We start from the raw sequence: 21,117 nt of genomic DNA, 5'->3' as shown, positions 1-21,117 counted from the left end.
GGAGAGGTGAATGTGGTAGTCAGGGATTTACAGTAAGCAGGCAGGCGTTGAACCTGCGCGCATAGGACGGCTGGCTGCCTGGTGTACACTGGAACGAACTCATTCAGCGTTTAAGGAGAGAATATGTACGGACCGGATCAGGCCAATCCCCATCCAATGGAAGGCTTCCCACAGATTTGTTTTATCAACAATACGGTCAGGAACCCCAACATCATCATCGGTGATTTTACTTATTATGATGACCCTGAAGATTCAGAAAGCTTCGAGCGCAATGTCCTTTATCACTTTCCGTTTATTGGCGACAAACTGATCATCGGCAAATTCTGCGCTATAGCGAAAGGTGTTCAGTTCATCATGAATGGGGCTAACCACAGCATGGCCGGGTTCTCCACTTATCCGTTTTTCATCTTCGGAAACGGATGGGAAGAAAGCCAGCCTCAACCCGGCGATTTGCCTTACAAAGGCGATACGGTGATTGGTCATGACGTCTGGATGGGTTATCAGGCGCTGATTATGCCAGGCGTTAAAATCGGCAATGGCGCGATCATCTCGTCACGCTCTGTCGTGACGTCAGATGTTCCGGCTTATTCCGTTGTGGGTGGCAATCCGGCCAGAGTCATTAAACAGCGTTTCGATGATGAAACCATATCGACACTGGAGAAGCTGGCCTGGTGGGACTGGCCCGTAGAAAAGATTAACCAACACCTTCCGGCAATCATCGCAGCAGACCTTAAAGCCTTGCCAGATGAATAGTTGTGCAGAATCATCAACGTTCGCTGCGGGCAAACGGTGGCGCTCATCCAGAATGCGTTGGGATGATTTCGCGCAGCCTGATGTCCAAAATTGCCTGCTTTACCAATGGAGCGCAGGTCAAAACAGGAGTTGTTATGCTCTACATTTTTAGTGGCCTTCCGGGTTGCGGAAAAAGCACTATCGCTAAACTGTTATCTGAAAAATTAAAAGCGGTGTATTTACGCGTCGATATGATCGAACAGGCTCTGCGTGATGGTTCAGCGGCTTCAAGAGATATTGGCCCGGAAGGTTATTTCATTCTGTATGAGCTTGCGCGGGACAATCTAAAACTGGGGTTACCGGTTGTCACTGACTCGGTGAATGACCTTAATCTGGTGCGTGATAGTTTTCGGGATATCGCAATATCATCAGGTGTTCCCTTTCTGGAAATTGAAATCCTCTGTTCGAATCCAGAACAGCATCGTGTGCGTGTAGAAAACAGAATCTCTGACATTCCCGGCATGAAAGTGCCCGACTGGCAGGCCGTCATGGATCGTGTTTATGAGCCGTGGGAAAGAGAACATCTGAAGCTGGATACGGCGGGGTTAACGCCTGCTGAGTGTGTGGATGAGATTGTTAGGGTGAGGGTTTAGTGCTGGGCGCTTTTAGACCGTGCCATTGGCTTTAATGAAGGGTTTTAAACCTTATGCTGAGTATTGGCTCCGCCATCAGGAATCTAAAGCGACCAAAGAGGTATCATCATTCTAATCGGTCAGGTCAGAGTGACGATATCAGCGGGGTTTCGAAGAGTGTTGAAGACCAAATATAGGCAGGGAAATGGTTTGATCCGCTATGAGCGATCAGATAACCTCAGGCTCGTATTGAGCCTGAGGTTATCTATGCAGTCGTGATATATTAGTCAGTTCGGCCAGCCAGGCAGTTTGTTACATCCAAGCTAAATCCAGACATCGTTTTCAGCGGTTCGTTCCCCCCCTTCGTGTCCAGTATTAAGGACACCACAAGGCTCTATCATCATCATTTTTACCGTCGTTTGGGCTGACGTTTTATGTTCCACACCTTTTGGTACAACATAGATTTCTCCCGGATTAACGAGGACGTGGCTATCGTGAAAATCAATACGCAATACCCCCTCTACTACAATAAAGGCCTCGTCAGTTTCAGGATGTGAGTGCCATATAAAGTCGCCCGCTATTTTCACGATTTTGAACTGGTAATCGTTCATCTGCGCAATGACTTTTGGCTGCCAGTGGGTTTCGAAAAGAGAGAATTTTTGTTCCAGATTTACCGGTAAAGACATGATGACATTCCTTGATGTTTAAGAAACGTCGAAAATAAATAAAGTAGCTGTGACCGTCTTGAACGATCGTGCAACTCAGGCACGGTTGGGGTGAGTGAAACTTTGCCAACGGCCGGGAGAAATACCGTATGCCTTTATAAATTGCCGTGTCATATGACTTTGATCTGAGAACCCTGCCACTAAAGCAGATTCTGCAAGTGACAGACCTGTCTGAATCAGATGTCTGCAATATGCCAGACGGCGCATTGTTACATAGCGATAAGGACTCGTGCCGAAAAGTGCCCGAAAATCCCGGCTCAGGCTCCAGCGATCTTTACCACAGATGGTGGATAAGGTTTCCAGCGTAATGCTCTGGCTGAATTCAGATTGTATATATTCTCGCGCGCGCTCCGCAGACTGATAATCAACAAGGCAGCGACGTAAGCGTTGCCCTCCCACGACGGCTAAAGTCTGGGCAAGGTCATAAAGAGCGTCCTCCTCTTCAAGGATATCAATAGAATCTTCTGACGCTTTTAACAGCGGTCCGGTGGCGGCAAAAAGCCGGGGATCTGCTGATATTCCACCCGGAATAAAAGGTAATGGTTTTCCGCCCAAAATTTTCTGAATTAACGCAGGTTCGATATATACCATCCGGTATTGAAACCCTTCTGTCGTTCCTGCCTCTCCGTCGTGAATTTCATCCGGATGCAGGACTATTGTCCCGCCTGGTAAACTGTGTTGTTTACTGTCCCGATAACTAAAGCTTTGCACTCCAGACAGTGTCCTGCCGATAGCATAGGTATCATGACGATGGGGTTCATAACCATATCCGCTGAAGAAGGCCTCCAGACGTTCAATTTTTCCCGGTGTGTGTGCAACTCTGACCCAGTCGTTATTTGATTGTAAAGCCGACATGTGCAACACCTGCTTCCAGTAGAGTTGAATTCTCACCATAACCTTATCGGGCCAGATTTCAAAAGAGATAGATGAAAGTGCGTCAGTCTAACATTCGGGTTCGTTATGCCCGATGCCGCAAAAACTGCCTGCACCTTTTTCAATTCAGTGCTACCGGTAGTAAAAATGTCACTCCTGCTCCAATGTCCGTTTTTGGCAAAAAGCGAACACATCTACCCGCACCCGACATCCTCTGGATAAAGTAAGGAGCAACAGCCATCAGGATGCTCACACCTCTCATCAAACCGCCGCTCCCAACCCCTAATAATACTTACTCCATCACCCTTCTCCCCACCTTCTCGCCCCCACTATCCGTCAGCGACGCCCTCACCTGTGGCAGGCTTTCCGGGTAATTCTGTTGAATAAACTCAATCATCTTCTCACGCACATAACAGCGTAAATCAAAGGCGATCGGCGAGTTCTGCGCGGTCATCAGCATCCTGATGGTCATGGTTTTTTCGGTGGTGTCGGTCACCTGAAGCACCGAGGTTTCCTGATCCCAGAGCTTGGTCTCACTCAGTACCTTCTCGAAATGCTTACGCAGCGGCTCAAGCGGCATTGAGTAATCCACGTAGAGGAACACCGAGCCTAGAATCTGGGCGTTATTGCGCGTCCAGTTCTGAAACGGATTCTCAGTGAAATAGGTTATCGGCAACACCAGACGACGCAGATCCCAGATACGCACCACCACATAGGTCAGGTTGATCTCCTCAATCCAGCCCCACTCTTTTTCCACCACGACTGCATCATCAATCTTGATGGGCTGGGTAAAGGCGATCTGAATGCCGGCGAACAGGTTAACCAGCGACTTCTGTAAAGCAAAACCGATAATGATACCGGCCACACCGGCACCGGCCAGAATCGTGGTGCCGAATTTACGCACGCCGGGGAAACTCAGCAGAATGAGCGAAACACAGAACAGCACCAGGATAACAATAACGACTTTCTTAACATAGATAATCTGGGTGCGGATTTTACGCGCACGCAGGTTATTAGAAATATTAATGTCATAGCGGATATAAAGCATATCCTGCGCCACGTTGGTCAGCCGGATTAAGACAGAGCAGAATGACATGATAATAAAGACGTTGATGATATTGGTGATGAGATCGAGTGATTCAGGACGGAAATCGATGTAGTTAATCCCGACATTGATCATCAATAACGGCACGAAAAAGAACATCGAACCGCTAAGGTGCTTTTCCAGGGATTTGAACAGCTTTCTGTCACGGCCCTGCCAGTAGCGGATAAAGGCAAGCAGGATAAGGCGAGCCAGAAAACCCAGAACAAAAGAAAGCGAGACGAGTAATACAACAGGCACCCATGACGGGAAGCCAGATAACTCACCGAATAACAATGGCATTATTTTCCCTTTTCGTTAGCTGACAGGCTAAAGCTGTCAGATAAGTGACCCACTCAGTAACCGTTGTCTGCACGGTTATCCGTTTGTAACACAATCAGCGCTGATGAGTATGAACCATAGCAGCGAAGTTGGCAGGAAATGCGCGATGATGGAGTTGCTGACGCCTTCAACTCGTCAGCCTTAACGCGTCGGGTCAGACTGTACAAGCCGGGCCTTAATGCCATCGGCATAATGGCCCACCTCATTAAAATAACTGATAAAAAACGCTCACTTTCTTTTAATGACTATCAGCCTGCCACGGCCACCCGTTAACAGATAAACGCTCACCTGCTCACTATCCATCGCGGTTTTCATGGACGATCCGTTGCTATCTGCTAATTTTTAAGCTGTCCCCTGCTGCAGAGAAAAACAACAATATGATTAACACCCTTAAACTTTCCTCTGATTTTCGGCGCAGTTTCCTGCGCGAAGTGCTGGTGCCGCTGGTGGCTATCCTGGTGCTGACGTTTGCCGGTGCGGGTGTAGCACTGTTTATTGGCACGTCACTGACCAATACTGAGGCCCGGCATCAGCAGCAGCGGATGATTGAGGCCTCTTTTTCGCAAAGTCTGAACGAGCATCTGCGCCAGTTGCACAGCCTGTCACGCTGGCGTCCCTTTGAGGAGCATCTGGCAGAGGGCAACAGCGACAGGTGGCTGGATGAGAACATCGGGCAGTGGCTCTATGAGATGTTCGGCCATCAGCTGATTATGGTGCTGGATGCGCAGAACCAGATTGTCCGGGTCTGGAGTGAAGGCCAGACGGTCTCTGCAGCAGAGAGTGACCCGCTGATGGGTGAGGTGCTGCAAAACACGCTGATCCAGGATCCCAGGCGCCAGGATAACGCCGATTATGCCCGTATCACCCAGCGTGCTGCGGCCCTCGCCGTGGGTAACATTCAGCGGGATAGTGACGACCTGCCGCGTTTTCGACTGGTGAGCCTGAAATTTCTCGATGACGGTTATCTGGCGAGCCTGGCGGCGCGCAATCAGCTGGAGGGACTGCACTTTTCTGATGACGCATCTCAGTCTGCCACCAGCGCGTGCTATCTGCTGATCGCGCAGGCGGGCGAGCCGATCGGCTATCTCAACTGGATCCCCTCCCGTCCGGGTGCGCAGATGCTGCGTACTATCGGGCCGTCTACCGGGCTGGCAGTGCTGGCGATATCGCTGCTCTGCCTGTATATGGTGCGGCGACTCTGGAATTCCTCGGTTAACCTCTCGCAATCGATGCTTAGGCTCGGCGCGTCAGAAGCGCAGGCGCAGCATCTGGCGTTTCATGATGTGCTGACCGGACTGCCGAACCGCGCCCTGGTTGAAGACCGGCTGACCCAGGCGCTGGCACTGGCGACGCGCAACGATCAGCGGGTAGCGCTGCTGCTGATCGACCTCGACCGCTTTAAAGTCGTCAACGATACCCACGGTCATCACGCCGGGGATGAGCTGATTATTGCCGTAGCACAGCGCCTGAACCGTATCGTGCGTGCCAGCGATACCGTGGGACGCATCGGCGGCGATGAATTTATCGTGGTGATGCCGGAGGTCGATAACATCGGTCAGGTGAATAGCCTGGCGCAGCGCATGATTGACGAGCTTGCTCAGCCGTTTACCCTGTTCGGCAGCGATGTCTGGAGCGGAGCCAGTATCGGACTGGCGCTGGCACCTAAAGACGGCATCGATCGGCTGGAGCTGATGCGCAAAGCCGATATCGCGCTGTATGAAGCCAAAAGCGGCGGACGTGGCCGGTTTCGTCAGTTTGAACGGGCAATGGATGAGTCAGTTCAGACGCGGCAGACCATTGCTGCCGACCTGCGTACGGCACTGCAAACCCATCAGGGACTGGAGGTGTGGTATCAGCCACTGATGGACGCAGGCGGTCAGCAGATGGTCGGCATCGAGGCGCTGCTGCGCTGGCATCACCCGACGCGCGGCCTGATCGCACCCGGTGAATTTATCGCAATTGCCGAAGAGACCGGCCTGATTATCCCGCTGGGTGAATGGGTGCTGGCTGAAGCCTGTGCCACTCAGCAGCGCTTTCCCGATTTGCGGGTAGCGGTGAATGTCTCGCCCGTGCAGTTCCGCTCTACCGGCTTTGTTGACCGTATGATGGCGATTGTCAGCCAGCACGGCGGTGACACAAAGCGGCTGGAGCTGGAGATCACCGAAGGCGTGTTAATCGAGGATGAACGCGAAGCACGCGAGATTATTGTGTCGCTGCGTGAGGCGGGCTTTCGCATCGCGCTGGATGATTTCGGCACCGGCTACTCCAGCCTCAACTACCTCAGCACCTTCCCGGTGGACAAAATCAAAATCGACCGCTCATTCACCCAGTCGCTGGGCGTGGCGGAAAATTCCGTGGCGATAGTCGAGTCAGTGGTGAAACTGGGTCACGCCATGGGTCTGATGGTGACGGCAGAAGGCGTGGAGACCGCCGGGCAGATGTCTGCCCTGGCCGATGCAGGCTGTAATCAGTTACAGGGCTATCTGTTCAGCCAGGCAGTGCCCGCCGATCAGCTTGCGGCACTAATGAGATCACCTGCGTCAGAGGCGACGCAACGGGAGCAGTGATGTTGATAGCCTGAGCGCCATTTTGCACTCAGGCTATCCCGCAGTACAGCAGGCGTGGCAACCGTGCCAGAAATGCTGCCCTGCGTAGAGAGTTTGCGCGATAAAGTGGCGAGATAGCCGAAAGGTTTGGGTGCTGACTGACAGAACGATGTCGTTAAGCCGCAACAGCGCCTGAAGGCTGGAATGCAAACCCCTGTTTCTCACAGGGGCCGTTGATGGCTTCACATAAGCGGGCGGTTTCCCGTTTCCTGCAGAGCACTCACCTCTGCTCCGGAAAATCCGTCTCCTCTGACGTCTGTTTCCACGCGTCGATCTCAGCCAGACGCGCTTTGAGCTTGCTGGTCACGGCTTCATGGCCCCAGGCCCCCATTACCAGATGGCGTGGCGGGTTGTCATGTTCGGTGATGGCGATCATCGCCCTGGCGGCCCGCGCCGGATCGCCTTTCTGAGTGCCGCTGTATTCAGACGTCGCTTTCATCCGCGCAGCCGCGGTATCCGCATATTCCGGCAGAGTGCTCGGCGTCTGATGCAGTGAACGACCGGCCCAGTCGGTGCGGAACGGACCGGGTTCGACGCAGGTGACGTGAATGCCCAGCGGCCCCGCTTCCAGCGCCAGCGAGTCGGACCAGCCTTCTACCGCATGTTTGCTGGCAGAGTAGTAGCCTGAGCTGGCAAAACCAATCAGACCTGCCACGGAGGTAATGTTGATGACATGACCGCTGCGCGCCTTGCGCATCGCAGGCAGCACGGCGCGCGTCAGGGCGAACAGGCCAAAAACGTTGGCATCAAACTGGGCGCGGATTTCACTTTCAACCCCCTCTTCCACCGAACTCTGATAGCCGTAACCGGCGTTGTTTACCAGCACATCAATAGTGCCGAACGCGTCCAGTGCCGCGCTGACAGCCTGATCGATGCTCGCCTGCCGGGTCACATCCAGCGCCAGCGCCAGTACGTTATCATGTCCCGCAACCAGATCGGCAATCGACGACGTATCACGCGCCGTCACGACGACCTTAAAACCACGCGCGATGGTCTGCTGCGCCAGTTCACGACCAAAACCGGTCGAACATCCCGAGATTAACCAGACAGGGCTGGAATGAGCAGTCATAACAAGACTCCCGTTGAGTGTGATGATGTGATTTAAGACCCGGACGCGAGTGCATCCGGGGATCAAGGTTAGCGAGGCGCGACCGCCTCACTTAGCCCTTAATGCTTTTTATGAAACAGCTGACTGGCGGTGTCGCTAATGATCCGGGCCGCCCCGCGATCGCCCTTCACCATCGACGCCATAAAGGCTTTTGCCTGCTTAAAGGTGATGTGCGGCGGTAACGGCGCGACCTCCGGATCGGTTTTCACCTCCAGCAATACCGGACGATCGGCGCTGAGCGCACGCTGCCAGGCACCCGCGAGATCGTCAGGGCTATCGACAAAAATTCCGATCATTCCCAGCGACTGCGCAAACTCGGCATACTTCACGTCCGGCAACTGCTGCGAGGCGTCAAAGCGCGGATTACCCTCCATCACGCGCTGCTCCCAGGTGACCTGATTAAGATCCTGATTGTTGAACACGCAAACGATCAGGCGCGGATCGGCCCACTGCTGCCAGTATTTCTGGATGGTAATCAGCTCGGCCATGTTGTTCATCTGCATCGCGCCGTCACCCACCAGTGCCACCACCGGTTTCTCCGGATGAGCAAATTTCGCCGCAATCGCGTAAGGCACCGCCGCGCCCATACAGGCCAGGCCGCCGGAGAGCGAGGCACGCTGCCCCTGCTTCACGCGATAGTCGCGGGCGAACCAGTTGGCGCAGGAGCCGGAATCCGACGTGACAATAGCGTTGTCGGGCAATTGCGGTGACATCTCCCACACCACCCGCTGCGGATTGACCGGATTAGCGGGTGCCATGGCGCGCTCTTCCATCAGCGTCCACCAGTCACGCACCTGAACCGCGATATCCTCCTGCCAGCTGCGATCCTCTTTGTGGGTCAGCAGCGGCAGCAGCGCGCGCAGGGTTTCAGCCGCATCGCCATGCAGATTAACTTCGCTGGGATAGCGCAGGCCAAGCATGGCCGGATCGATGTCAATCTGCACCGCCCGTGCCTTGCCCTCTTCCGGCAGGAACTCCGTCCACGGGAAGCCGCTGCCGATCATCAGCAGGGTGTCGCAGTTCTGCATTAAATCAGATGAAGGTTTGGTGCCGAGCAGACCAATCGAGCCAGTGACAAAAGGCGCATCGTCCGGCAGCACATCTTTGCCAAGAAGCGCTTTCGCCACGCCTGCACCCAGCACATTGGCGACCTGAACCACCTCCACGGCGGCGTCGCGTGCGCCTGCCCCAATCAGAATCGCCACTTTTTTTCCGGCATTAAGCACCTCGGCGGCGCGTTGCAGGTCCGCTTCGTAAGGAATGACTTTAGGACGCTGATAGCCGCTGCCGGAATGGGTGAAGCCGTGCAGATGCTGCGGTGGCTGCCACTCCTCATCCTGAATATCTTTAGGGATGATGATCACCGCCACGCCATTCTGCGCTTTGGCGATGCGCACGCCGCGATCCAGCAGATGGCGCACCTGCGTCGTGGTCGAGGCTTCCTGAACGAAGCTGGCGACGTCCGAGAAGATGCGATCCAGGTTCATCTCCTGCTGGTAGCTGGCACCTCGCGCGGTCGCTTCCGCCTGTCCGGCAATCGCCAGCACCGGGGCATGATCCATTTTGGCGTCATAAAGTCCGGTCAGCAGATGAGTTGCGCCCGGTCCGCCAGTCGACAGGCAGACGCCCAGCTCCCCGGTAAATTTCGCGTGTCCGGCTGCCATAAAGGCCGCCATCTCTTCATGGCGCACCTGAATAAATTCGATGCCGTCGCCTTTGGCATTCGCGCGCTGAATCGCCCCCAGCACGCCGTTAATCCCATCTCCCGGATAGCCGTAAATGCGTGTGACGCCCCACTCTTTCAGGCGCTGGACAAAAAAATCACTGGTTTTCATGCTCATCGTCGCGTTTCCCCTCGTTGTCCTTACAGACTTAAAGCGTAGTAGACGATGAGCCATCGCCGTTAACTGTTCGCCATTGCCGGGTATCGCTGACGCAATTCACTGAATATTTTCACCATATCCGCCGTTTCACCTGTCTCATCCACCGCCCGGAATACCTGGGTTTTCAGGAAATGACGCCAGCTCACTGGTGCGCTGGCCAGAAAGGTGGTCAGCAACTGATAACGCTGCGGCGTCCAGAGCGTTTCGAAGCGATGGCGTGCTTCGCCGTGCTCAAAATGGTGCGCGGGCTGCTGTGGCATGTCAGCGCGCAGACGTTCTGTGGTTTCCCGATCCACGCGATTATCAACAACCACCACGCCATACTGCGCCCTGGCCGCCGCCACGCTGAGATAGCCACAGCGCACATCCTGCATGACTGCCTCACTATCGCGCTGCGATGGCAGGCCGTAGCCGCCCGCACCGGGGCCGCGCACCTCGACCACGTCACCCGGCTGGCAGTGGATCACATCGGTGTTACCGTGATTGATAACTTCACCGTTGCGCCAGGTACGGAAGGTCGACAGCGCGCCGCTCTGTCCGCCCACTACGCCTGCGGAGGCAAACACTGACCGGTTACGGTTGCGCGCGGTAATGGTGGTGTTGGGCGAGAAAATCTCGAACGCCATTTCGGTCGCCAGACCGCCGCGATATCGACCAGCGCCAGCGCTGTCCTGCGCCAGCCCGTAACGATGGAAGCGAATCGGCACTTCCGCTTCGTTGATCTCAATCGGGGTATTTTTCAGGAAGGCAGACAGACCGCCGGAACCGTCGGGTCCGTCGTGACGCGGCGTGCCGCCCGCGCCGCCGCCCACCGGCCCCAGCGAGGCAACCACGCTGCGGTTGTGCGTCTGGGTGCGGATGTTCATGATCGAGTTACCACCTGGAGAGTTCGCGGGCAGACGGTCCGGCATCGCCAGCGAGAAAACGCCAATCGTCGCAATCTGCGACAGCGCACAGGTCAGCGAGCGCATCCCCACCGCTGCGGGCGCTTCACAGTTCATCACTGTGCCAGGCGGCAGGATTGCCCTAACAGGTCGCAGCGTACCGGCGTTGAGCAGCAGTGAACGATCGAGGGTGGAGAGCACATAGGTAACGCCCACCAGCGCCAGCGGATGCCGCTCGCGCCCGCCGGTCGGCATGTTCAGCGACGACGCCAGCTGCGGGTCGCTGCCGGTGTAGTCCAGCTCCAGCCGATCGCCCTGCACCCGCAGCGTAATGGCGATGCGACAGGGATAGCCGCCCTCGCCATCTTCATCGGCGTAGTCGGCATAAAAGTATTCCCCGTCGGGAATGGTACTGATAATCGTGCGCGCCTGCGCTTCGGCGTAATCGAGAATGCCCTCAATGCCCTGCAAAAAATCATCAATGCCAAAGCGGGCAATGATGTCGTGGATTTTGCGCTCGCCCACGTTCACCGACGCCAGCTGCGCCTTGAAGTCGCCCCAGTTCTGGTCCGGCACCCGCACGTTGAGCCGCATAATGCTGGCGACCTCTTCATTGAGTTGCCCCTGTTGCATGATCTTCAGCGGCGGGATGCGAATCCCCTCCTGCACGATATCGGTCAGCGCGCGCGACAGCGAGGCGGGCACTGCGCCGCCGACATCGGTGTTATGAATGTGACCCACTACGAAGCAGACAATTTCACCCTGATGGAACACCGGCTTCCAGATGTGGATATCGGGCGAGTGAGTCGCCACGTTGCCAGCATAGGCGTCGTTGGTGATGCAGATATCGCCCTCGGCATACTCCTCTATCAGCGCCAGCACCGGCGCATAGTCGATGCCGCTGTACCAGGGCGCGCCAAAGCTGCGCGGCGAGGCAAACGCCAGGCCACTGCGGCTGACAATCTGACAGGAGAAATCTTCCGTCTCCTTCACGAAGGTGGAGTGCGCGGTGCGCATCAGCGTAAAGGCCATCGCATCGGCCGCAGCAGCGCAGTAGTTCGCCAGGATCTGTAAGTTACGTCCGTCAATCGCCATGTTATGCCTCGTTCGCCGTGATTAGCAGGTTACCGAATGAATCGACCGTGACGTCCATGCCGGGCGGCACGCAGGTGGTGCAGTCGTCCTGGGCGATGATGACCGGGCCACTGAGCTGATGTCCGGCACGCAGCACCGAGCGCAGCACTAAATCGAGCTGATGCCAGCCGCCGTCAATCCAGGCTCGGGTCTGTTTCAGCACCGGCACCGGTGCTGAAGCGGGGGGAAGTGTGTTGATCTCCGGCTTCGGCGTCGGCGAGGCGATGACCAGCCGCAGATTAATCAGCTGCACGGGTGCCTGCGGATCACAGTGACCAAACAGCTGCTGATGCTGACGATCAAAGGCGTCATGCAGCGCAGTGAAGTCCGCCTGCGTCAGCCAGCTCGCCTCCAGCGGCACGTCGATCTCAAACGACTGACCCCGATAGCGCATATCCGCGCTGAACTGCAGGCTGTATGGCATGTCGCTGCCGTGCTCCTGCGCCAGCCAGCCGCAGGCGCGCTGCTGCAAGGCTTCGGCTTCACTGGCTAAGGAGTCGGCCAGCGCAGGCGTCAGATCGCCGTAGAGCGTACGGATAAAGTCGTTGCGGATGTCCGCCACCAGTCCGCCCAGCGCGGAGAGCACGCCCGGCGTCGGCGGTACGATCACCCCTTTCATGTTCAGTTCGCGGGCGAGAAAACAGCCCATCATCGGCCCGGCACCGCCAAAGGCGAGGAACCAGAATTCACGCGGATCGAGGCCAAAGCGCGACAGCAGGCCACTGGTATCGCTGTACATGCTTGATATAGCCAGCTGGATAGCGGTTTCTGCGGTTTCTTCAACCGAAATAGCGAGCGCATCCGCCAGCGGCTGCCAGGCGGCACAGGCGGCGGCGACATCCACCGTCACCGCGTCATAACCCAATGCGCCGTGGCCCATCATGCCGCAGGCGGCAAAGGCATCGGTGGCGGTCGGCTGCGTGCCGCCGCGCTGGAAGCAGACCGGACCCGGCAGCGAACCGGCGCTATCCGGCCCCATCTGCAGTACGCCCCGCCCATCAATCCACGCCAGCGAGCCGCCGCCCTGCCCCACCGAGGTCACCGCGACAGAAGGAATAAAGATCGGGAAATCCCCGATGATTTCGCCGTTGCCCTGCGCCACCTTGCCGTCGATGATCACCGCCACGTCGGCGCTGGTGCCGCCGATATCCAGACTGAGAATTTTGTCAAAACCGCAGGCGCTGGCGAGATAGCTGGCGCCAATCACGCCCGAGGCGGTGCCGGAGAGCACCATCTGCACACATTCACGCTTCGCCTGGTCAACGCCCATTACCCCGCCGTTGGATTTGGTAATGCGCGGCGGCGGCTTCACACCGAGCCGTTGCAGTGCCTGCTCAAAAGATTCCAGGTAGTGGATCACCATCGGCTGCACGTAGGCGTTGATGGTGGCGGTAATGGTGCGTTCATATTCGCGGATAATCGGCCAGATGTCGGCGGAACAGGAGGTCAGCAGTTCGGGTGCCACCTCATCGATAATCGCTTTTACCGCCGCTTCATTGTGCCGGTTGCGATAACTGTGCAGGAGCGAGACCACGATGCCCTGACAGCCGGCGGCGCGTGCCAGTTCGATAGCGTCGAGCACACTCTGGCGATCCACGGGTTGCAGTATGTTGCCCTGCGCGTCGCTGCGTTCGCGGATGGCAAACACCCTGTCACGGGTAATCAGCGGTGCGGCACGCCGTGAGAAAAGGTCATGGATATGCGGGATTTTCAGCCGGGCCAGCTCCAGCACATCGCAGAAGCCCTCGGTGGCAAACAGCGCCAGCCGCACGCCGCGCCGCTGGATCACCGCGTTGATGCCTACCGTGGTGCCGTGAGTGAAGTAGCCAATTTCAGCGGGATCAATGCCCTGCTGCTGCTGAAACTGCGCCAGCCCGGTTAAGATTTCGCTGCCAGGCTTGTCCGGTCGCGACAGGACCTTAAGGGTGTGGATCTGGTTCGTTTGCTGATCGAGCACGGCGAAATCGGTAAAGGAACCACCAATATCCACGCCAACGCGGTATCGCATATCGGGTTAACTCCAGTGTCAGGAAGGGGGAAATTCCATCAGCGTCTCGGGATGTTGCACCACACGCCAGCCGAGTCGCTGGTAGACCTGGTGCGCATCCTGGGTCGAGAGCATCCAGCGATGCACCGTTTGCAGCTCCGGGTGTTCCCGGACGCAGGTCGCCAGCCAGCTGCCCAGCCCGTGACCACGCCAGTTTTCATCAATCATCACGTCGCACAGCCAGCCAAAGCGGGTGTAGTCGGTGATCAGTCGGGCAAAACCAATCTGTTCCTGCTGGTGATAGAGGCCAAACGGCAACGAACCGGCAATCGCCCGCCGGGTTTTCGCTTCCGTCTGGCCTTTAGCCCAGTACGACTTTTCCGCCAGCTGGATGTGAATCCAGGCCAGATCGAGCCGCTGGCGATCGGTAGAGACAGTGAACGCATCGCGCTGCCACTGCTGGTCAGCAATCTGTAATGAGTCCATGACAACTCCTTGTATCAGTTGAATTCAGTGTAAAAGGGTTCGCTCAACGATTGAGGCCGTAGCACGCGACAAAACCGGACAGAGCGACTGAATTTTGGGCAGGGAAAAAATTTTATGCTGAGGGAATAATCGTAAAGATTAAAGGGAAAGGAAGCCGGTCTGTGAGCAAAGGCGGGTGAGGTGAACAGCAGACAGAGACAATGCGTGTGGCCGCCCTCTCCACCGGGGAGGTGGCGAGGGGCGGCCGCGCTTTATACGCCGAATTCGACTGAGTTATGTTTGCCGATGAGCGATCGTAACGGCACGCTGCTTTTCATGATGGGGGATTTGATGACGATGTAGCTGAAGTACTTATCGATGCCGATCTGCGCGTCCAGCATCTTCTCAATTACTTCCTGGTAATGTTCAATGCTGCGGGTAATAAAGCGCAGCAGATAATCATAGCCGCCGGTGATCAGATGGCACTCCATCAGTTCATCGACGTCGCGCATCGCACTTTCAAATTTCATAAAATCTTCGCGGCGATGGCCGGACAGGGTGACTTCGGTAAAGACGGTCACTGAATCGGTGATGCGGGTGAGATTAATGTGCGCTTCATAACCGGTGATAAAACCGGCCTGTTCCAGACGTTTGACCCGTTGCAGACAGGGGCTGGGCGAGAGGCCTACGGCGTCGGCGAGGTTAACGTTGCTGATACGGCCATCTTTCTGGAGTTGCACCAGGATGTTGATGTCGATGCGGTCGAGTTTCATTAAGCCGTTCATAGCACCCCCCTCATTGTCAGAGCCTGTCGGGCCAGGCGCTCAATCAAATGTTCAGAACCTCCCGAAGATATAACATGCTTTACCGTAAACGCGCCAGCGCTTCGCAGTGGTTATACCAGCGGGAGATTTTCAAATTACTCCAACAAAATCAATGAGGAATGCGGTTTAACCCAGCCGGCCGGTGGCACGGGCCAGCGCAATATCGAAAATATGCAGCGCCTCTTCCAGCTGTGAGTCGGTGGTGACCAGCGGTGCCAGGAAACGGATGGTGTTGCGATGCAGGCCGCACTTGATCAGCAGCAGCCCTTCCTGACAGGCGCTGTCGAGAATCTTCTGAGTCAGCGCCGCATCGGGACGACCGGTTTCGAAATCGAGAATTTCCACCGCCTGCATAAAGCCCACGCCGCGCACGTCACCGATGCAGGCATACTTATCCGCCAGCTGTCGCAGACGGACATTGAGCTGTTCGCCGAGCTGGCAGGAGCGCTGCAACAGGTTTTCCTGCTCAAACAGATCCAGCACCGCCAGCGCCGCCGCACAGCCCAGCGCGTTGCCGCCGTAGGTGCCGCCTAACCCGCCAGGCGTGGGCGCATCCATAATCTCTGCACGTCCCACCACGCCGGAAATCGGCAGACCGCCGCCCAGGCTTTTTGCCAGGGTAATTAAATCCGGTTTGATACCCAGTTGCTGGAAGGCGAACATCGTACCGGTACGTCCGAAGCCGGACTGCACTTCATCACAAATCAGCAGAATGCCGTGCTGGCTGGTGATGCGACGCAGCGCCTGCATAAAGGCTGGTCCGGCTGGCAGGAAGCCGCCATCGCCCTGAACCGGCTCGATGATAATCGCCGCCACACGCTCCGGCAGGATCTGCACCGCGAACAGCTGATCCAGCGCCTTCAGGCAGTCTGCTTCCGTCACCCCGTGCAGTGGATTCGGGAAGGGAAGACGATAGATGTCGCCGGGGAACGGGCCAAAGTTCTGTTTGTATGGCGCGGACATGCCTGTCAGGGTAACGCCCAGCAGGGTGCGGCCATGAAACGCGCCATCAAACGCGATAATGCCGGGGCGCTGGGTGTGTGAGCGGGCAATCTTCACCGCATTTTCCACCGCTTCGGCACCGCTGGTGAAGAAGACACTTTTGTACGCCTCATCACCGCCCACCAGTTTGTTCAGCCGCTGCGCCAGCTCGATGTAGCCCGGATAGGCCACCACCTGGAAACAGGCATGTGATACCAGACCAAGCTGGCGGGTTACCGCATTGACTACCGCCGGGTGATTGTGGCCGACATTCAGCACGCCGATGCCGCCAACAAAGTCGAGATAGCGATTGCCCTCAACGTCCCATACTTCACTGCCTCTGGCGCGTTCAATCACCAGCGGATGGGCGGTCACTACACCGCGCGGCACGTTCTGCTCGCGTGCATCCAGTAACAGGCTGTTATCGGAGTATGCTTGCTGCTCTGCCATGACATTCTGCATTTTAAACCCTCATCCACGTAACGTTCGGTTGGCTCAAGTATCGCAACCCGCTGGTTTCTCACGCTGCCGTAATTCCCCAGGCAGCGGCATTTCCTGTCAAAATCCCGCTGCATTCAGCAGGGAAATTTCTCTGCCAGCGCCTGACGCACCAGCGCGACAAAAACGTTAACGCCATACGGGATCAGCGTATCGTTGAAGTCATATGCGGCATGGTGCAATGGCTTACAGGGTGCCGATCCCAGCCACAGATAGGCTCCAGGACGCGCCTGTAGCATAAAAGCGAAATCTTCCGAGGTGAGCGCGGGTCTGGCCGCGGTGTCAGCCGGGATGCCTGCCTGCGTCAACGCCTCAAGGCAAAACTGCGCTTCCGTCGCGCTGTTAATCGTTGCCGGGTAGTAACGCTGATAGCTCACTTCTGCGTGCAACCCATGAGCTGCCGTGACATGCTCTGCCATCTGGCGCAGCCGTGCTTCAATTGTATCCTGCGCCGCCAGGCTGAAGGTACGCACCGTGCCGGTGATATTCGCCTCGGCCGGAATCATGTTGTGTGAAAAGCCACCCTGCATCCGTGTAACGGTGAGCAGCGCGGTTTCGCACGGATCCAGGGCGCGTGAAACCAGCGTATTGAGCTGCACCACCAGCTCGCTGGTCGCCAGCAGAGTGTCACGCGTCAGGTGAGGCTGCGCGGCGTGACCGCCGCCGCCCAGCACCCGGATATCAAAGCGGTCGGCTGCTGCCATAATCGGGCCAGGGCGGGTCTGTACCTGGCCGAGCGGCAGTTCCGGCCAGTTGTGAATGGCGTAGACCGCCTCACAGGGAAAGCGGCTGAACAGACCGTCGTCGATCATTGCTTTTGCACCCGCCAGTCCCTCTTCGGCTGGCTGAAAGATAAAGCAGACGCTGCCGTTAAAGCTGACGTCCCGCGCCAGTTTTTCAGCGGCACCCAGCAGCATCACGGTGTGACCATCGTGGCCGCAGGCATGACTCGCCTGCTCTGCCTGACTTTGCCATTCCGTGCCGCTCTGATCCTGCATCGGCAGTGCATCCATGTCGGCACGCAGGCCAATCATGCGTTCACTGCTGCCCTTCTTCAGTATCCCGACCACGCCGGTTTTACCCATGCCGCGATGCACCTCAATGCCCAACTGGTGCAGGAAGTTCGCCACGATGTCGCTGGTGCGCTGCTCCTGAAAACCCAGCTCCGGGTGCGCATGCAGGTCGCGGCGCAGTGCCACTAAATGTTCCATCTTAATATCCTCGCGATCGGTCAATCTCACCGTGCAGCGGCTCGCCACGCTGATAGCGCCGCAGGTTCTCCAGCAGGGCCGCAATGGCGCTCTCATTCTGCGTCTGGCTGGCAATGTGCGGCGTCAGCCAGATGGCGGGATGGTGCCAGAACGGATGGCCCGGCGGTAACGGTTCTGGATCGGTGACGTCAATGACGGCGGCACGCAGCCGACCGCTCTCCAGTGCCCTCAGCAGATCATCTTCATTCAGCTGCGGGCCGCGCCCGACCTGCACCAGCGCCGCGCCGTGCGGTAGCTGGCTGAACAGCGACTGATTCAGCAAACCCTGGGTGGTGTTGGTCAGCGGCAGCAGGCAGACCAGAATCTCGCTGTGCGCCAGGAAGTCAGCGAGTTGATCTGCGCCGTGCCAGCAGCGCACGCCGGGACACTCGCGCGGTGTGCGGCTCCAGCCTGCGCAGTCAAAGCCCAGCGCTACCAGCTGCGCTAAGGCGGACTGCCCCAGTTCGCCCAGCCCCATCACGCCGACCCGACGCTGTCCGGCAGGTATGGCTGCATGAGGCTGCCACTGCTGCTGCCGTTGCTGCTGGAAATAACGCGGCATGTCGCGATGCAGACCGAGCACCGCGAAGGTGACATATTCCACCATGCCCTGCGTCAGGCCCGGCTCGATCATTCTTATCACCGGCAGGTCAGGCGGCAGCGCACTGAAGTCAAACTGGTCGGCACCAGCCCCCACTGAGAACAGCAGTTTAAGCCGGGGAAACAGCGCCGGAATGTCTTCGGGAGGCTGCCAGGCGACCAACGCCTCAACCTGCTCCGGATCACCGGTCTCCGGCCAGAGATGCAGCTGCATATCAGGCGCATGTTCCGCCAGCCAGCGCTGCCAGATCCGGCCTCGTTCCGGCTCCGATTTATAGACGATATGCATCAGGCCATCGCCTGCGTCATCAGTCCAAATGCCTGCATACCCTGCGGCGTCCAGGGCGTGCCGCGCACCATGGTGGTGGGCGCATCGACCTGAGGGATACCAAGACTTTCAAGCCAGGCCGCCATCGGCAGCGCGGCGTCGGTGTCGATGCGCAGAAATTCCCCCTGCAGAGACTGCATCAGCGAGGCGACCAGTGCCTGAGCCATCGGAAAATCCGCGGCTATCACCGGGCCAATTGCCCAGCCATGACCAAAGCGGCGCAGACAGGCAAAGCCCTGAATCTGCTGGTGCGCATCCTGCAACAGCATTGTCTGGCAGTCGCGCAGCAGATGCTCAATCAGCGCCGGGCGATGCATGCCGTGTGCCTGCTGATCCAGCGCCATCAGCGTGCCATGATCGGCAGTCGTCGCCGGGCGCAGTTTCAGCCCAGCGGGAATCACCACCTCTGGCAGCGTGGTCACGGCACGCGTCTGGTGCTGGCGGATCTCACCACAGCTGACAAAGCCGAGCTTTTCATACAGCCCTTTGCCCATTTCGGTGGCGTGCAGACGCACATTGTAATCAGGTAGTTTTTCCAGCTGCGCCAGCATCAGTTGCTTGCCCAGGCCACGTCCCTGCTGCTGGTTATCGATAATCACCAGTCCCACCGTGGCGGCATGGTCACCCCAGCGCCAGAGCACAGCGCTGCCAATCAGTTTGCCCTGCTCTTCTATCACCGTGCCCTCGCCCAGCTGCTGCGCCAGTTGCCAGTCTTCACGGCGATGGGGCCATTTCAGCAGCTGCGTTAAGGTGAAACACGTTTCAATATCATCTGGCGTCATTGCGCGTATTGTCAGGCTCATTCGCGTTCTCCTTACATCATGCCTGGCGTGTCAAGTCCGCTGCCGTCAACCAGACGGCTGTAGCGGTACGGCTCAGGATTAACCACGGGTGTGGCGTCGGTCGCCAGATCGGCGGCCAGTCGTCCGGCACCCGGTCCGATACCGAAGCCATGGGCGCTGTAACCTGCCGAGAGCACCAGTCCTGGCAGTTTCGCCACGGTTGAGATCACCGGAATCGCATCCGGGGTGCTGTCAATCATGCCGCCCCACGACTGCGCCAGCCGGAGGTTCGCCAGCGCCGGATATTCACGCCGCATTGCCGCCAGCCCCTCTTCCACGATTTTTGCATCCGCTGCCGGATCGAGAATGCGCATCCGCTCAAACGGCGACTCGCGGTCGAATGACCAGCCCCCCATCGCTTCAGGGCCATTGAAGAACGGTGACAGGCCGAGATTCAGAGTCAGATTCTTGCGGCGGCTTTTAAAGGTTGGATAGAACTGACGGGCATAGCGCAGCCCCTGTGCGCCAGGCTCCAGACGACCGCGACCCGATACTGACACGGTATAGCTACCATCCATCTGTGGGCGACAGGCAAAGCCCGGCGTGTAGAGCGGCATGGCGATCGCCTGCTCAATAGGCTGCGTGCGAAAAGCAGTGCCAATCACGTTGCCCAGCGGCAGGTCGATGCCGTGACGACGGCAGAACATGGAGGTCCAGGCCCCGGCGGCACAGATAACCCGGCTGGTTTTGATCAGACCGCGCTCGGTCCAGACGCCGCTGACCCGTCCGGCGGCGATATCCAGCCCGCGGACTGCGCACTGCTGAAACAGCAGTGCGCCCTTTTTCTGCGCGCCCGCCACCAGCCCTGGCGCGGCCAGGCGCGGCTCAGCGTGACCATCGGTCGGCGACGAGAGACCACCCAGCCAGTTTGTGGTGCTGCCGGGCGTCATCGCTCTGGCCTGCTCTGCGGTGAGAATCGAACTGCGCATGCCATAGCCTTTCGCCATCTGGTTCCACTTATCCCAGGCCGCGATATCCGACTCTTCCTGGGTGGCGTAAACCAGCCCGCTGCGGCGAAAACCCAGCTCTTCGCCGGTTTCTTCACTTAGCTCACCCCAGCGTTGCAGCGCATAGATAATCAGCGGCAACTCACGCTCATCGCGGTTTTGCTGGCGGCACCAGCCCCAGTTGCGGCTTGACTGCTCAGCGCCGACCAGCCCTTTTTCAATCAGCACCACCTTCACTCCCTGCTTCGCCAGCTCCCAGGTGGCGGCGGCACCGGCGATACCGGCGCCAATCACCACCACATCGGCGGAATCGGGAAAGTCAGCACTGTCCTGTACATAACGAATCGGTGCGGGCATAACAAGATGACCTCTGTTGTCAGTATCGGGTCTGGCGC

Annotated in this window: 17 protein-coding genes; 3 read left to right on the top strand and 14 right to left on the bottom strand. The window is 57.6% G+C overall.

Annotated elements, in window-relative coordinates:
* The first annotated feature begins 123 nt into the window (after positions 1-123).
* Entirely contained in the window at positions 124-753 is a 630-nt protein-coding gene (locus tag QSK07_RS02755) for a Vat family streptogramin A O-acetyltransferase (RefSeq protein WP_285720381.1), read from the top strand.
* 134 nt (positions 754-887) lie between these two features.
* Positions 888-1,385: a P-loop nucleotide/nucleoside kinase family protein gene (locus tag QSK07_RS02750; protein ID WP_285720602.1), complete on the top strand. Its 498-nt coding sequence runs from the start codon at positions 888-890 to the stop codon at positions 1,383-1,385.
* A 302-nt stretch (positions 1,386-1,687) separates the two neighbouring features.
* Here QSK07_RS02750 and QSK07_RS02745 read toward each other — a convergent pair whose 3' ends face one another.
* The 3 genes from QSK07_RS02745 to QSK07_RS02735 form a co-directional block, all read right to left on the bottom strand.
* On the bottom strand, positions 1,688-2,050 hold the full coding sequence (locus tag QSK07_RS02745; protein ID WP_285720380.1) for a cupin domain-containing protein: 363 nt from the start codon (positions 2,048-2,050) through the stop codon (positions 1,688-1,690).
* A 75-nt stretch (positions 2,051-2,125) separates the two neighbouring features.
* Positions 2,126-2,944: an AraC family transcriptional regulator gene (locus tag QSK07_RS02740; RefSeq protein WP_285720379.1), complete on the bottom strand. Its 819-nt coding sequence runs from the start codon at positions 2,942-2,944 to the stop codon at positions 2,126-2,128.
* 310 nt (positions 2,945-3,254) lie between these two features.
* Positions 3,255-4,346 (bottom strand): mechanosensitive ion channel family protein, encoded by a 1,092-nt coding sequence (locus QSK07_RS02735; RefSeq protein ID WP_098052944.1) that lies wholly within the window; start codon positions 4,344-4,346, stop codon positions 3,255-3,257.
* Positions 4,347-4,762: 416 nt separating this feature from the next.
* On the opposite strand from QSK07_RS02735, the gene QSK07_RS02730 reads away from it, so the two are divergent.
* Positions 4,763-6,952 (top strand): putative bifunctional diguanylate cyclase/phosphodiesterase, encoded by a 2,190-nt coding sequence (locus QSK07_RS02730; RefSeq protein ID WP_285720378.1) that lies wholly within the window; start codon positions 4,763-4,765, stop codon positions 6,950-6,952.
* 259 nt (positions 6,953-7,211) lie between these two features.
* On the opposite strand, the gene QSK07_RS02725 is transcribed toward QSK07_RS02730, so the two are convergent.
* The 11 genes from QSK07_RS02725 to QSK07_RS02675 all read right to left on the bottom strand — a co-directional run bounded on the left by QSK07_RS02725 (position 7,212) and on the right by QSK07_RS02675 (position 21,079).
* Entirely contained in the window at positions 7,212-8,060 is an 849-nt protein-coding gene (locus tag QSK07_RS02725; RefSeq protein WP_285720377.1) for an oxidoreductase, read from the bottom strand.
* Between the two features lie 98 nt (positions 8,061-8,158).
* Complete coding sequence (locus QSK07_RS02720) at positions 8,159-9,940, bottom strand: thiamine pyrophosphate-requiring protein (RefSeq protein WP_098052941.1); 1,782 nt, start codon at positions 9,938-9,940, stop codon at positions 8,159-8,161.
* Between the two features lie 62 nt (positions 9,941-10,002).
* Complete coding sequence (locus tag QSK07_RS02715; protein ID WP_285720376.1) at positions 10,003-11,961, bottom strand: hydantoinase B/oxoprolinase family protein; 1,959 nt, start codon at positions 11,959-11,961, stop codon at positions 10,003-10,005.
* Between the two features lies 1 nt (position 11,962).
* Positions 11,963-14,008, bottom strand: a complete 2,046-nt coding sequence (locus QSK07_RS02710) for a hydantoinase/oxoprolinase family protein (protein ID WP_285720375.1) — start codon at positions 14,006-14,008, stop codon at positions 11,963-11,965.
* 18 nt (positions 14,009-14,026) lie between these two features.
* Complete coding sequence (locus QSK07_RS02705) at positions 14,027-14,473, bottom strand: GNAT family N-acetyltransferase (RefSeq protein ID WP_098052938.1); 447 nt, start codon at positions 14,471-14,473, stop codon at positions 14,027-14,029.
* A gap of 251 nt (positions 14,474-14,724) precedes the next feature.
* Positions 14,725-15,237 carry an Lrp/AsnC family transcriptional regulator gene (locus tag QSK07_RS02700; protein ID WP_010247853.1) on the bottom strand — a complete coding sequence of 171 codons (513 nt, stop codon included), beginning with the start codon at positions 15,235-15,237 and terminating at the stop codon, positions 14,725-14,727.
* A 165-nt stretch (positions 15,238-15,402) separates the two neighbouring features.
* On the bottom strand, positions 15,403-16,719 hold the full coding sequence (gene gabT / locus QSK07_RS02695; RefSeq protein WP_285720374.1) for a 4-aminobutyrate--2-oxoglutarate transaminase: 1,317 nt from the start codon (positions 16,717-16,719) through the stop codon (positions 15,403-15,405).
* A 113-nt stretch (positions 16,720-16,832) separates the two neighbouring features.
* Entirely contained in the window at positions 16,833-17,966 is a 1,134-nt protein-coding gene (locus QSK07_RS02690; RefSeq protein WP_285720373.1) for a M20 aminoacylase family protein, read from the bottom strand.
* 1 nt (position 17,967) lies between these two features.
* Positions 17,968-18,894, bottom strand: a complete 927-nt coding sequence (locus QSK07_RS02685) for a 2-hydroxyacid dehydrogenase (protein WP_285720372.1) — start codon at positions 18,892-18,894, stop codon at positions 17,968-17,970.
* Positions 18,894-19,736, bottom strand: a complete 843-nt coding sequence (locus QSK07_RS02680) for a GNAT family N-acetyltransferase (RefSeq protein ID WP_285720371.1) — start codon at positions 19,734-19,736, stop codon at positions 18,894-18,896. Before QSK07_RS02680 ends, QSK07_RS02685 begins: the two co-directional genes overlap by 1 nt.
* A gap of 11 nt (positions 19,737-19,747) precedes the next feature.
* Positions 19,748-21,079 (bottom strand): NAD(P)/FAD-dependent oxidoreductase, encoded by a 1,332-nt coding sequence (locus tag QSK07_RS02675; RefSeq protein WP_285720601.1) that lies wholly within the window; start codon positions 21,077-21,079, stop codon positions 19,748-19,750.
* Between the last annotated feature and the right edge of the window lie 38 nt (positions 21,080-21,117).

This window comes from Pantoea sp. QMID4, assembly GCF_030270445.1.
GTDB lineage: Bacteria > Pseudomonadota > Gammaproteobacteria > Enterobacterales > Enterobacteriaceae > Pantoea > Pantoea vagans.
Note: the sequence above shows the minus strand (reverse complement) of the source record. Positions and strands in the feature narration are given on the sequence as shown.